The 12687-nt window shown below is 35.5% G+C and carries 14 protein-coding genes and 1 pseudogene; 9 read left to right on the top strand and 6 right to left on the bottom strand.

Going from position 1 to position 12687, the window contains the following annotated elements:
- Positions 1–234 precede the first annotated feature (234 nt).
- Both EJN90_RS05790 and glnA read left to right on the top strand, forming a co-directional pair.
- Entirely contained in the window at positions 235–612 is a 378-nt protein-coding gene (locus EJN90_RS05790) for a MerR family transcriptional regulator (RefSeq protein WP_126109420.1), read from the top strand.
- A gap of 25 nt (positions 613–637) precedes the next feature.
- Complete coding sequence (glnA, locus tag EJN90_RS05785) at positions 638–1972, top strand: type I glutamate--ammonia ligase (protein WP_126109417.1); 1335 nt, start codon at positions 638–640, stop codon at positions 1970–1972.
- A gap of 69 nt (positions 1973–2041) precedes the next feature.
- Here glnA and EJN90_RS05780 read toward each other — a convergent pair whose 3' ends face one another.
- On the bottom strand, positions 2042–3559 hold the full coding sequence (locus tag EJN90_RS05780) for a methyl-accepting chemotaxis protein (protein WP_126109415.1): 1518 nt from the start codon (positions 3557–3559) through the stop codon (positions 2042–2044).
- Positions 3560–3837: 278 nt separating this feature from the next.
- Between EJN90_RS05780 and EJN90_RS05775 the strand changes: the two genes are divergently transcribed.
- The 3 genes and pseudogenes from EJN90_RS05775 to EJN90_RS05765 all read left to right on the top strand — a co-directional run bounded on the left by EJN90_RS05775 (position 3838) and on the right by EJN90_RS05765 (position 5362).
- Positions 3838–4107, top strand: a complete 270-nt coding sequence (locus tag EJN90_RS05775) for a hypothetical protein (protein WP_126109413.1) — start codon at positions 3838–3840, stop codon at positions 4105–4107.
- A gap of 96 nt (positions 4108–4203) precedes the next feature.
- Positions 4204–4653, top strand: a pseudogene (locus EJN90_RS05770) (sigma-70 family RNA polymerase sigma factor); the annotation flags it as partial.
- Complete coding sequence (locus EJN90_RS05765) at positions 4646–5362, top strand: anti-sigma-I factor RsgI family protein (protein ID WP_126109411.1); 717 nt, start codon at positions 4646–4648, stop codon at positions 5360–5362. The pseudogene EJN90_RS05770 and the gene EJN90_RS05765, both read left to right, overlap by 8 nt.
- A 133-nt stretch (positions 5363–5495) precedes the next feature.
- Here the strand turns inward: EJN90_RS05765 and EJN90_RS13865 are convergent, their stop codons facing one another.
- From EJN90_RS13865 to EJN90_RS05755, 3 genes are all read right to left on the bottom strand, one after another.
- Positions 5496–5669, bottom strand: a complete 174-nt coding sequence (locus EJN90_RS13865; RefSeq protein WP_164544018.1) for a hypothetical protein — start codon at positions 5667–5669, stop codon at positions 5496–5498.
- The gene (locus EJN90_RS05760; RefSeq protein WP_126109409.1) at positions 5662–6117 is read right to left on the bottom strand and encodes a GNAT family N-acetyltransferase; all 456 of its coding nucleotides are present in this window, start codon (positions 6115–6117) and stop codon (positions 5662–5664) included. Before EJN90_RS05760 ends, EJN90_RS13865 begins: the two co-directional genes overlap by 8 nt.
- An 87-nt stretch (positions 6118–6204) precedes the next feature.
- Complete coding sequence (locus EJN90_RS05755) at positions 6205–6564, bottom strand: hypothetical protein (protein WP_126109408.1); 360 nt, start codon at positions 6562–6564, stop codon at positions 6205–6207.
- A 349-nt stretch (positions 6565–6913) separates the two neighbouring features.
- Between EJN90_RS05755 and EJN90_RS05750 the strand changes: the two genes are divergently transcribed.
- Complete coding sequence (locus EJN90_RS05750) at positions 6914–8026, top strand: baeRF6 domain-containing protein (protein WP_126109406.1); 1113 nt, start codon at positions 6914–6916, stop codon at positions 8024–8026.
- A gap of 49 nt (positions 8027–8075) precedes the next feature.
- On the opposite strand, the gene EJN90_RS05745 is transcribed toward EJN90_RS05750, so the two are convergent.
- The gene (locus tag EJN90_RS05745) at positions 8076–8963 is read right to left on the bottom strand and encodes a helix-turn-helix domain-containing protein (RefSeq protein ID WP_126109404.1); all 888 of its coding nucleotides are present in this window, start codon (positions 8961–8963) and stop codon (positions 8076–8078) included.
- A 118-nt stretch (positions 8964–9081) separates the two neighbouring features.
- Between EJN90_RS05745 and EJN90_RS13860 the strand changes: the two genes are divergently transcribed.
- From EJN90_RS13860 to EJN90_RS05735, 3 genes are all read left to right on the top strand, one after another.
- Positions 9082–9222, top strand: a complete 141-nt coding sequence (locus tag EJN90_RS13860) for a hypothetical protein (protein WP_164544017.1) — start codon at positions 9082–9084, stop codon at positions 9220–9222.
- Positions 9223–9396: 174 nt separating this feature from the next.
- On the top strand, positions 9397–9876 hold the full coding sequence (locus EJN90_RS05740; RefSeq protein WP_126109402.1) for a hypothetical protein: 480 nt from the start codon (positions 9397–9399) through the stop codon (positions 9874–9876).
- A gap of 323 nt (positions 9877–10199) precedes the next feature.
- On the top strand, positions 10200–11537 hold the full coding sequence (locus EJN90_RS05735) for a M20 family metallopeptidase (RefSeq protein ID WP_126109400.1): 1338 nt from the start codon (positions 10200–10202) through the stop codon (positions 11535–11537).
- A gap of 37 nt (positions 11538–11574) precedes the next feature.
- Here EJN90_RS05735 and EJN90_RS05730 read toward each other — a convergent pair whose 3' ends face one another.
- A complete protein-coding gene (locus EJN90_RS05730) occupies positions 11575–12294 on the bottom strand; it encodes a DUF6612 family protein (RefSeq protein WP_126109398.1) in 720 nt (239 codons plus the stop codon).
- Positions 12295–12687: the final 393 nt, after the last annotated feature.

Genomic DNA, 12687 nt, shown 5'->3' with positions numbered 1-12687 from the left:
ATATTTTAAGCTGACAGACGTAAAAACCTGTCAGCTTTTTTTTGCATTTATTATATAAAAAGCTTGTATTTACAATACTTTTAGAGTATGTTAGAAAACATAACATAAGATGTAAAGAAAATTTTGACGTATGGAACATTGTGCTTTATCCTAAGTAAGTATTCACAATTAAACGACATTTAAGCAACTAATTACAACTTTGTGACATTTTTTCATAAAAATGGAGGTGGACTTATGAAAGAGAAAGAACTGCGTCGTTCAATGGCTGTGTTTACAATTGGAACTGTCATGAAGTTGACCAATTTGACTGCTCGTCAGATTCGGTATTATGAAGAACAACAAATTGTACAGCCTCAGAGAACAGAGACAAATCGCAGGATGTATTCCCTCAGTGATGTAGATCGTCTCTTAGAAATAAAAGATTATCTTTCTGAAGGACTAAATATTCCGGCGATTAGACGAATTTATGACGAGGAAAAACAAAAAACAGCGAAATTTCCTGAAGAAAAAGAGCACCATCTGACGGATGAAGATGTTCGTCGTATTCTTTATAAGGAAATATTAGACGCTAGCGGTTTTAATTCATTGGACAAGAATACTTGGAAACGATAAAAAAATGGATAAAGAGGAATGAACCATGACAAAGTATACACGGGAAAATATCATCAAGATGGCAGAAGAAGAAAATGTTCGATTTTTACGACTCATGTTTACAGATATTTTAGGAACAATCAAAAACGTGGAAGTACCGATCAGTCAGTTAAACAAAGTTCTCGATAATAAAATGATGTTCGATGGTTCTTCGATTGAAGGCTTCGTTCGTATTGAAGAGAGTGACATGTATCTTCATCCAGATTTAGACACATGGCTTGTATTTCCTTGGGAAATAAAGCAAGGGAAAATTGCACGTTTAATTTGTGACGTTTACCAGCCAGATGGCACTCCTTTTGCTGGAGACCCCCGCAGTAACTTGAAAAGAATTTTGAGTGAAATGCATGACTTAGGATTTACAGAGTTTAATTTAGGGCCAGAACCAGAATTTTTCTTGTTTAAATTAGATGAAAACGGCAGACCTACAATGGACTTGAATGATGAAGGTGGTTATTTTGACTTAGCACCTACGGATTTAGGAGAGAATTGTAGACGAGACATCGTATTGGAACTAGAAGCGCTTGGCTTTGAAATCGAAGCTAGTCATCATGAAGCAGCAACGGGACAACATGAAATTGATTGGAAATATGCGGATGCTGTCGAAGCTTGCGACAACATTCAAACCTTTAAACTAATCGTCAAAACAGTTGCTCGTAAACATGGCCTGTATGCGACCTTTATGCCGAAACCTGTTTTTGGAATTGCTGGTTCAGGTATGCACTGTAATATGTCTTTATTTAATGAAGAGGGAAATGCTTTTTACGATGAGTCGGATGAACGTGGTCTTAGTGAAACAGCTTATCAATTTTTGGCAGGACTATTAAAGCATGCGTCTGGATATACGGCGATCTGTAATCCAATTGTTAATTCGTATAAACGACTAGTGCCTGGTTTTGAAGCGCCTGTCTACATTGCTTGGAGTACTCATAACCGTTCTCCGTTGGTGCGTATTCCTGAATCAAGAGGTCTATCGACCCGTGTAGAGTTACGGAGCGTAGATCCATCTACAAACCCGTATCTGGCTTTATCTGTCTTACTGGCAGCTGGATTGGATGGAATTAAAAATAAGTTAGATGTTCCTGCACCAATCAATCGTAATATTTATCGAATGAATAAAGAAGAACGTCATGAAAATCATATTCATGATTTACCTACGAATCTAGAAGACGCTTTAATTGAATTGCAGAAAGATCAATTGGTACTAGATGCGTTAGGAGAACATATTAGTAGAAGTTTCCTAGAAGCAAAAGAAATAGAAGTAGCAACTTATCTTTCTCAAGTTACAAACTGGGAACTCGATCAATACTTACGAGCTTACTAAGAAAAAGATCCGGGAAAATTAATCCCGGATCTTTTTCTGTATGTCATTACTGCTATCCATCACAAAGAGTTAAAGTGATTCTTCCGTTAAATATTTATCAATTTGGTAAGAAACTTCTAACACTTGATTGAGTACTTTTTTCGTATTCTCAGCTTTCACTAAATTCTTATCGCTCATTTCTGCTGATTGCTCAGAAGCTGCTGTTACTTCTTCTGTTGTTGCGGATAAATGCATGATGTTTTCTACGATTTGATTATTGGCTTCTGAGAGATTATTCAGCATTTTGTCGATCCCGCCGATATCTGTGATAAGTTTTCTGAAGTTCTTATCCATGCATTCAAAACTTTCAGAGGCTTTATTCACGGAAGCATCTTGTGTCTGGGTCGCAGAAACTGAATTGTTAACCGCTTCAGCTACTTCTTCGGCTTCTTGCGACAACTCTTCAAGAATCACTCCGATACTTTCCGTTTCTTCTCTTGTTTCTTCTGCTAATTTTCGAATCTCTTCTGCAACCACCGCAAAACCTTTACCCGCTTCTCCAGCTCTAGCACTTTCAATTGAGGCATTTAAGGCAAGCAGGTTCGTTTGACTGGAGATAGAGTAAATAACATCCGCAATGCTTTTAACCTTATTCGTTCTTTCTTGAAGCTTATCCATGGATTTTGAAACATCAGAATTTATGTCTGAGATCATTGTAGATTGTTGTTTTATTTCATGTATGAGTTCTAAATTCTGACTATTCAACTTATCGGATTCATTCGCTACCAGAACCATATTTTCAGATCGTTGTAAGGTATCTGTAATGGCATCTTGAATGCTGTTTGTCATAATGGTTTGGTTTTGAATATCTTCGGCTGTACTTTGCGTACTTTCTGAAATGTCTCGAACGGAGCGATTTACTACATCGGTAGAATCATTTAGCTCAGTGACAATACTCATAGCATTTTCTGTTCCTCTTCTAACTTCTTCTGCTACACTTACGATATCATCTAACATCTTCTTTTGGCTTGCTTTTTCTTCTTCTAATCTTCCAATCGCATCTTCATTGAAACGTCTTCCTACATCAACGGTTACATATAGAAAGACCATAAACATCACGATCGCCAATGTGGCGCACCAATTATCAATAATCGCTTCGCCCGTGTATTCATTGAGTATAGAAGTTTTTAAGAAAGTTACTATAATATTTATTGCACTATTTATCATTCCGAATCTTGCAAAAAACTTTTTATCATAGGAAAGAACATTTAATGTAAACGGAATAACCGCCATAAATCTCATATAGTAATTATCGAAAGCAAAAGCTACTAAGAAAGTTACAATCATTAGCCCAGAACTGGTGATATATTTAATCCTAGAATCATATTTATTTTTATTAAACATGATAACTGTCAAAGAAATGACCAATAACACAATGGATGCCATTGCTGCTGTATAACCAGACGAACGTATTCCACGAAAATAGGAAATAACTACAATAGCCAAAACAAATAAATAAAATATTATATAACCGATTACAAGTAATTTGTTTGCACTTCTTAATTGTTCATTCTTATCTGCATACAAATATTTATTTCTATCTTCCATAAACTTCTCCTTTTTCTGTCAAATACGACTATATATTAAATAAATGATTGATTTTTATTATATGACCTAACTATATCATCGGTATCTTTCTTGGAAAATTAAGTGATAACTCCAGCATAAAAGGAAGTAATTGAAGTTTATCCCTCATTTCCTCCTTTAGAAATCCTTCCCGAAAATAAAAATATGCTAAAAATTTATTTTTTGAAAGGATTCCTTATGCTCAATCGTATGAATAGTGAACAAGAATCATTATAGATTAAGAATAGGGGCACATAAAAATGAAAAAGAAAATCTTCGTTTTAACTGCAGGAGCTTTATTAGTAACAGCGGGAACAACTGTCTATGCGGCATCAACGCAAGATGGAAATCATCAATCTCAAAATCAAAACTTTTATAATGGGGAACATTTTCATGGTTGTTTGAAAACCGAAGTTAAGGAAAGCATGAAAGAACAGATGGGAAATCATCAACATGAAATGAATCGATTTCATTCTAATGACTCTTATCGTGATTATGGTATGATGGGATCGCTAAGAGAGGGGAAGTGAAATCTCCTTACTGTTTTGGTTGATAGAATAATAAGTCAGGCTGGAGAAGGATAATGAGAAGTGAAGAAGAAGTAAGAAAAGCGATACAATTTATATGGGGATTCTGTTAAGCGAGTATGTATGGTTTATTTGAAGAATTCAGCAGATACTGAAGATATTTTTCAAAATGTTTTTATTAAATATACCATTCGTTCTCCCTACTTTGAAACAGATGAGCATGAAAAAGCTTGGATTATTCGGGTAGCTATCAATGAATGTAAAGATTTTTTAAAAAGTTTTTACAAAAGAAAAATGTTACCTACTCGTCCAGACCTTCTTCTTCATCAACAAACCACTTCCTTTTCTACCGGACAGAGTGAAGTACTAGAAGCCGTTTTAACCCTGCATAGAAAATACCGGGAAGTTATCTACTTGTTTTATTACGAAGAATATTCAGCAGTTGAAATAGCAGAAATTCTTAAAAAAAATGTCAATACGGTCTACACAAGATTAGCCAGGGCGAGAGATAGGTTACAAGCAAGGTTAGGGGATGAAGTAAATGAATAAAGAAATTAAGGAAGCTTTTGATCGTGTTACCGCTGACAATGAATTAAAAGAGAAAGCAGAAGATTATGTCCTCCACTATATGAGCAACCATGATGAAAAGCAGTCCCCTAAGAGAAAGCCCCGCAAAAAACTGATAGGCTTGGTCTTTTCCTTGGCACTAGTCTTCATAGTTATTGGCTCTTTCGTTTACCAACAACCTGTTTCAGCCATTTCAATCAACAGTACATCTTCCATTGAGATTTATTTCAATCGATTTAATCGGCTTATTGATGTCGTCAAATACGATGAAAATGGCGAACCAAGCTCTGAAAAAATAATTATTGATAATAAAAAATTTGCAGATGTAATGGATGAAGTTCTAAGTGATGTGGAATCAGAAGAAATATATATTACCGTTGCAAGTAACGATGAAAAAACATCCGAACAAATGATGACTGATCTCAGTCACCATCAAGAAATGATGGGAAATATGCACCTTTATCAATCGACAAAAGAAGTCATGCAAGAAGCCCAGGCATATGGAACCTCTATGGGACGCATGCATGCCATGCACCAATTACAAGAATATGATAGCAACAATACTCAATCGGATATAGAAAATGAATCCACTCAAAATTTAATGGAAGCCGTTGAAAAACATCATCAAGAAATGATGGAAGGCAATGGAACGCACCATCACCATGGCGGGCATATGAAATATCGAAGATAAGGAGAAGGGAAAAAATGCAAAAAGCACACACTCAAATGAGAATGTGCTTTTTCATAAACTAAAGAAATATAAGTTCTGCCATCAATGTCTAGCTGCCAAGTCCGGCCTAGTATTTTTCAGTGGCAGTAGGCAGTTAGCCAAATGTTAAAAATAATATAGCTGCGATGATCAATGCATAGGAAAGTTTCTCTAGATTCTTTTTCTTTCCAAGTTCAATTTCAATGCCTGCTCGCTGCTGTTTAATAATCCATAGATTAATAGCTAAACTACATAATGAAATGAGAATAGCGGTTATATATTTATTCAAAAGCAGATCCTCCTTTTGGGATAGTTAAAATCATATCTAAATGAGGTATATTGTCTTCTAAATAGATTTCTGAAATGGGGTGAAACCCGAAAGATTGGTAAAAATTCAGTAGATATGCTTGAGCTTGAATGTGAATTGGTAAGGACGGATTTCTTTTTTGAATAACATCAATCGCAAAGTTTACTAGTTCCTTTCCGAGTCCTTTTTTTCGCTCAGAAGGGTGGACAGCGATCCGCCCGATTCGTATGATCTCATCTTCGGCAATCACTCGCGCATATGCAATAATTTTCCCATCCTCTATTTTATAAAGATGCAAGCAGTCTAGATCGTTCTCATCCACTTCTTGGTATGGACAGTTTTGTTCAACGACAAATACTTGTATCCGCAAGCTGTATATCGCATGCAATTCTTTCGTAGTTAAATCCGAAAAATTCTTGATAATCCACATAGGCGCCTCCAGTCAATTAAAATTCTTTCCTCATTATAACAAAAAACCTTGATAAGCAGTATCGCTTATCAAGGTTTTGAGTTCTTATTAGATATTAATTACCCAATCGAGTTCTGCCATCGGAATCAAAGGAAGAGTAAGATGGAACTCTTTACACTTTTCTTTGTATTCCTCTACAGAAAATGGCCCATTTACAACTTCTCTATTACGATTAATAATAAAATATTCATTGTTTTCTTTACGTTCTTTTTCAAGAACAATAAAATCCTCGTTCCAATTTAGGCTGATAAAGTAGCCGGGTATATTTCCTGTAGGATAGCGATACGAAGCAGGTAAATGGAAAAGATTCCTACCTGAGGCACATTGACGAAGAAAAAGTTCGCCTTCTACGGGAATTTTATATTTTACAGCTCTTGCTAACTCAGTGAATAAAAGATTCCTCTCCATATTCTCACCACCTTTTTTATGATAGAAATACACTTCATTCCAACAACAATTTGTTAAAATGATTATTTTTAAAGCGTTTCCATTGTTGATATAATTACTAGTATACTTGCTTTTAAAAAGAAAGTACAGGCTTATTAGGAAAAGGATAAAATTTAATATTTCTGTAATATTCGTTACAAATATTAGTCAATTATTCTTTTACAAAAGCATAATTATAAGGAATATCTCGTATAAGAAAGTAGATTGTTTTACATCAATCCTTTTTTTATTTACAATGGGATTAAGGAAGCCCTTTCGTAAGAAAGAGTTTCAAAAGAATTAGAGCAAGCCAACTGAAGGAGGAACTAGAATGAAGCAACTAAGTAAATTTCCGAATGAAGAATTATTACGTGCAGAAGGCCCGTTCGTTACCATCTATCAGTCAGTAGAACTTTCACCGCCTAACGCGGAAGCAGAACAATTAAAATTCAAGAACCAAGTAAAAAATGCCCAAACGCAAGTAAAGAATGAATGTGTGGGACCTACTTGTGAAGGTCTCTTAAATCAATTGGATCAAGTTCCCAATGATAAGAGATTTTGGTCTGTAAATAAAGGAAGTGTGGCCTTTTTCTTTACCCCATCAGAGACTTACTATTATCGTCTTCAAACGCAATTAAAAGATTTAATTGAATTTGGTGAGAGACCAACTATTTTACCAATTATAGAAGAATTTCAATATATCGAGAACTATTATTTATTATGTTTAAGTAATCGTGAGTTTAAATTATATCGTGGGATTTTAGATCGGGTCGAGGCGGTGGACTTACCAGAGGATGCTCCTACAACACTTGAAATTGCCTTGGGAGATGAAATAACTCGTGGTAAACAACTTAATACAGGTGGCCCTAGTGGCGTGATTCATGGAGTGAACGAGAAAAGTGATGAATTAGATATTGATCAAGAAAATTACTATCGAGCTGTCGATAAATATGTTTTTGAGAACTATAGTCGTCCACAACAATTACCCTTAGTTTTATTTGCTCTACCAGAAAACCAGGCCGTATTTAGAAATTTAACAAAGAATAATTTCTTACGAGAAAATAAAATTGAAACTTCTTCAACGCAACTGAATGAGAATGAGATCCAAAAAGAAGTTAATAAATTGATTAATCAACTTTTAACGGAACGTCATAGTGAAATCATCCAGCGTTACGAAGAAACAACTCCGCAATACAAATTAGGCGATCAATACCAAGATTTAACAAGCGCTAGTTTAGAAGGGCGGATTGAATTACTCTTTATTGAGAAAGATGCGGAAATAAAAGGATCTATTGACGAAAATGGACAGCTTGGTTATGAAGGAAACGAAAACTTCTTAAACCAATTAGCATTGAATGTTTTAGCAACTGGCGGAAAAGTCTATGTATTGGATCGCGCTCAGATGCCAGGATTGAAAGACGTCGCAGCTATTCTGCGCTACTAATATAAACTCAAATAATAAAAGCCGTCAGGATATAAATTCCTGACGGTTTTTATTGCGGCCAACTTTTCTTTGTGTAGAATTCAATCTCGATTAAGAAGCCTTCATATAATTTTGGCTCATCGAAGGTTTTGGTAAGTGTTAAGCCTTTTTCAATATACGTATGGGCGTGTGTTTCTCCTATTAAGTCTAGAGCAATGCCTTTACGAATGTAAGCGAAGGAGAGGAGGTAATAATTTTGCTTTTCTTTTAATCGAACAATTGATTTGTTCAAGTGGCTAATGGCAATTTCGTACTCTTTATTTCTTATCAACTGTAAGGCTAGATTGATTTGAATATTATTTAGAAGAACGGTACTTTCCCGTGATTGATACTCCTCTAAAATTGATACAATTCTTTCAGAAATACTGATGGCTGTTTCAATTGGGAAGATAAAGAGAATGGTATTAATTAAGCGGATTTCCATCAAAAACCAACGATCAAACTGCTCCAATCGTCTCCAGACTTTATTGGCATAAATAATTGCTTGCTCGTAGTCTCTTTTTTCATTAATTAAAATCAAAGCCTCACAAATATAAGCGACATCTTGCAAAACATAATCGTTGTTTTTTTCTAAGTAAGTGAGGATACGCGTTTGAATATTTTTTAAATCAGAACTGTCATTATAATTGAGCAGAAAAAAATCATGGACAATTTGTTCGCGCGTATCAATTTTCTCATCTTTCGATAGATAATTGAATTCTTCCGGGCTGACATCTAAGCGCTTGAGGAGGCTCATAAATTTAGAATAAGTGGGTTCTACTTCTCCACGTTCAATTTTAGAGTAAGTCGACTGTCCAATAATTCCTTCAGTTACAAACTTTTGTGTGTATTTTTTACTGATGCGAATTTTTTTTAAAGTTTCGCCTGTAGTAAAAGCTTTAAAATCCTTATTTTTCATGGATTATCACAAACTTTCTATAAAAAATATTCATATATGACTATTTGGTCAGAAAAGCAAACTTTTGTATTATAATAGAGGTATATTAAAAAACCCCATAAAAAGGAGGAAGATTCATATGAAAAAACTCGTTAAAAAAGGCAAACGTTTCATAGCTTTAGCAAGTGCATTAGCATTGGTTGCTTCTCCAATTTTAATTAATGTTGCATCTACAACGGCAATGGGTGGCGGAGATATTTGGTTAATTGGTGGTTGGTAAAATATTTTGTAGTAGCAAAAGACAATCGATAATGGCAATGATCGAAAGTAAATAAAGAAGCATCCTCCCCTCTAACAGAAACATTCATGGCAAAATGTAAAAATGGGGAAGGTGCTTATAGTTGTATTTTAACTGATAAATGACAAAAACAAAAGAATTAAAGGAGAGATTATGATGAGTGCTGAATATACAGAAATAAGTCACGAAGAAGTAAAATCTCTCTATCATACTATTGAGAGTATTAAATCCACTCAAACGGATTTAACATTTACGATTGAAGATATAAATACTAAACTTCGTGAATTAATTAAATGTGGTTATTATAACCGTGTAAGTATAACTTTTCGTACACGCATCTACGAAACAATATTGTTTTATCAAGAAACAATTAATGATTTACTTGCGGTGATTGACGAGATGGGACAAAAAGTGAGGCCAATGCATCTTGAGACGTTAGCTACCATAGCAAAAACCGCAAATAATTTAAATACTTCCCTTCGTTTCACATGGAAAACAGATTCCTATCCAGATGACTTTTCTGAGCAGCGCTTTTTGGTGTTGGCTCATGTATATAAAAACTGCGCAAGCATGTTTACAAGTTTAGAGAACTTAGAAACGATTGCAGAAAACTTAGAAGAATACGTTGGAAAATAAAAACATCTTGTACAGAAAGTTAAGAAAAGCGGACAAGTCCGCCTTGGCCTATGAAAAAATAGGAAATTTGACCCTGAATTGTCAGGAGACTTCACGCTTCAGCGGGTTAGTCGAATGATATGCGTTAGCGAGCAGCGAAGCGCGCAATGGGGCAAATTTCCTATTTTTTTCACTAGGTCAGGACTTGGGAGCTAGACATTGATGGCTGAACTTATAATCCCCTAGTCTATTAGAAAACCGAGAAAATTTCTCGGTTTTTTATTTTTACTTATTTTATGACAATGATAGAATAAAGGGTAGAAGAAAAGAACGGAGGATGTTACATGCAAACTTTTATTCAAGAAAAACATAAACAAGATGCGATTGAAGCTTTAAAAACAATTGTTTCTTATCCATCTTATTTACAAGAAGATTCATCAGGAGTAACTCCTTTTGGAAAAGATATACAAGCTGTACTTGAGAAAACGATTGAAATATGTGAGGGGCTAGGTTTTCGAACCTATATCGATTCTGAGGGCTACTATGGGTATGCTGAATTTGGTGAGGGAGAAGAGTTATTAGCTATTTTATGTCACCTGGACGTAGTGCCGCCAGGTAATCTTGATTTATGGAATAGTGGGCCTTTTGATCCAATTGTGAAAGATGGTTTTATCATTGGGAGAGGAACACAAGATGACAAAGGTCCCTCAATTGCTGCTTTGTATGCAATGAAATCATTGATGGATGCGGGCGTTACTTTTAACAAGCGTGTTCGTTTTATATTTGGAGTAGATGAAGAAAACCTATGGAGATGTCTATCAAAATATAATGAAAAAGAAGAAAAAGCAACGATGGGCTTTGCACCTGATTCAACGTTTCCGGTTACCTATGCAGAAAAAGGGTTGCTGCAAGTCAAGTTACATAGCAAAAAAGCTTCTGCTTATACATTAAAAGCTGGCGAAGCAATGAATGTTGTTCCAGAAGAAGCTGCTTATGAAGGTGAATGGGCTGCAGAAATTGCAGAGCAATTGAGCAAAGATGAAGTAGATTATGTACAAAATGGCCAAAAAATAACAGTCAAAGGAAAGTCTGTACATAGTAAAAATGCTCCAGATGGGATGAACGCTATTGTTCGCTTGGCAAAGGCTTTGCAACCATTCGACGAGTCTGCTGCATTGAAATTCTTGAGTGAAGCAATCCAAGAAGATGCCCGTGGATTAGCAATATTTGGTGAAGTGGAAGATGATGTATCAGGTATACTGACTTGTAATGCAGCAACTTTATCAATTGGCGAAAAAGAAACAGTTATCGGAATTGATATTCGTTACCCGGTGACTATTGAGAAAGAATTCATTGTGAATCATTTAAGAGCGGCAGCTGAAAAATATGATTTAGAATATGACGAGTATGATTATTTAGGACCATTATACGTACCTGTCGATACACCATTAGTAGAAACATTGATGGCTGTTTATCAAGAAAAAACAGGAGATAAACGTGAAGCAATGGTTTCCGGCGGTGCAACTTATGCCCGTACTATGGAAAACTGCGTCGCTTTTGGTGCTCAAATGCCGCATGCCGAAGCAACCTTGCATGGTCCAAATGAGCGGATGGCGTTAAAAGATATTTATGCTGCGATGGGTATATATGCTGAAGGAATTTATCGTCTAGCATGTGAATAGTAAAAAAGAGAGATGAAGCCTCCGCTTCATCTCTTTCTTAATTCATATTCAGTTCTTTTGGTACATTCATGTTATGTTTTGAAAAAGCCGCTTTTATTTCCTGTGTCACTGTCTGATTTTTTTCATTGTTTGTCACTTCTGTAACGAAGGCAACATCTTGAATATAGTGATTGTCTTTCGTTAGAGTGATAACAACATCGTAAGTTGTTCCTGTTGACGGGAATTGTTGAAGAATTTCAGAAACTTCTCTTTGAATTTCTTCATCTATACCATAATAAGAAATCACATAGGCATCTTTTGTTTCAGTAACCCTTCCTTTTTGTTCAAATAAGGTTGCTATTTTCACAAATGTTTCATAAGGATAGACTTCTATAGTGGAATATAGCGGGCCTACCGTTGCTGAAGGGAACCATTCTCCGCTATTGACTTGTTGGTATGCGGCTTCTTCACTCCCATAGATACTTGTTTTAGAGGGAGTCAGGGCAGAACCTTTTTCTATACGAGAGCCATAACCAATGGTATCTTCAGGAAAAAGCGTAGCTTCTGTTACTGAATAAGTATAGTTCGTTTCTGGAATACCTGTTTCATTTACAGATTCTGTTTCATTTTTTAAAGATATAATTTGATGATAGTTTTCAATATTACTAGAGACAGTCAACGAATCAGTAGAAAGATGATCGCTCGCTGAAACTTGTTGACAAGCAGATAAGATGACTACCGTTGGAAGTACGAATGAGCATATACGTTTATAATTCAATGGACCCGGCCTCACTTTTTAACATCATTGTCTTAATTCTACATAAGAAACGAATGTTTTGAAAGGGTTTTTTAGAAAAAATTGAATTAAATAAAATTAGCTACTTATTTCATCCAGTGAACATCAAAAAAAGTGTCACTAGAAGAATAAACATAGATACATAAAAGAAAGACCTCGAAACCGAAGTCTTTCTTTATAGGCTAGGGGATTATAAGTTCAGCCATCAATGTCTAGCTCCCAAGTCCTGACCTAGTGAAAAAAAGATAAATTTGGCCCATTGCGCGCTTCGCTGCTCGCTAACGCATATCATTCGACTAACCCGCTGAAGCGTGAAGTCTCCTGACAATTCAGGGTCAAATTTCCTATTTTTTCATAGGTCAAGGCGGACTTGTC

Source organism: Jeotgalibaca ciconiae (assembly GCF_003955755.1).
In the GTDB taxonomy this organism is placed as follows: Bacteria; Bacillota; Bacilli; order Lactobacillales; family Aerococcaceae; genus Jeotgalibaca; species Jeotgalibaca ciconiae.
The sequence above is the reverse complement of the archived record's forward strand: the minus strand, read 5'-3'. Positions and strand labels throughout refer to the sequence as shown.

Coding starts and splice junctions, on each gene's coding strand:
- EJN90_RS05790 (WP_126109420.1), top strand. CDS start 235: ATGAAAGAGAAAGAACTGCGTCGTTCAATGGCTGTGTTTACAATTGGA.
- glnA (WP_126109417.1), top strand. CDS start 638: ATGACAAAGTATACACGGGAAAATATCATCAAGATGGCAGAAGAAGAA.
- EJN90_RS05780 (WP_126109415.1), bottom strand. CDS start 3,559: ATGGAAGATAGAAATAAATATTTGTATGCAGATAAGAATGAACAATTA.
- EJN90_RS05775 (WP_126109413.1), top strand. CDS start 3,838: ATGAAAAAGAAAATCTTCGTTTTAACTGCAGGAGCTTTATTAGTAACA.
- EJN90_RS05765 (WP_126109411.1), top strand. CDS start 4,646: ATGAATAAAGAAATTAAGGAAGCTTTTGATCGTGTTACCGCTGACAAT.
- EJN90_RS05760 (WP_126109409.1), bottom strand. CDS start 6,117: ATGTGGATTATCAAGAATTTTTCGGATTTAACTACGAAAGAATTGCAT.
- EJN90_RS05755 (WP_126109408.1), bottom strand. CDS start 6,564: ATGGAGAGGAATCTTTTATTCACTGAGTTAGCAAGAGCTGTAAAATAT.
- EJN90_RS05750 (WP_126109406.1), top strand. CDS start 6,914: ATGAAGCAACTAAGTAAATTTCCGAATGAAGAATTATTACGTGCAGAA.
- EJN90_RS05745 (WP_126109404.1), bottom strand. CDS start 8,963: ATGAAAAATAAGGATTTTAAAGCTTTTACTACAGGCGAAACTTTAAAA.
- EJN90_RS13860 (WP_164544017.1), top strand. CDS start 9,082: ATGAAAAAACTCGTTAAAAAAGGCAAACGTTTCATAGCTTTAGCAAGT.
- EJN90_RS05740 (WP_126109402.1), top strand. CDS start 9,397: ATGAGTGCTGAATATACAGAAATAAGTCACGAAGAAGTAAAATCTCTC.
- EJN90_RS05735 (WP_126109400.1), top strand. CDS start 10,200: ATGCAAACTTTTATTCAAGAAAAACATAAACAAGATGCGATTGAAGCT.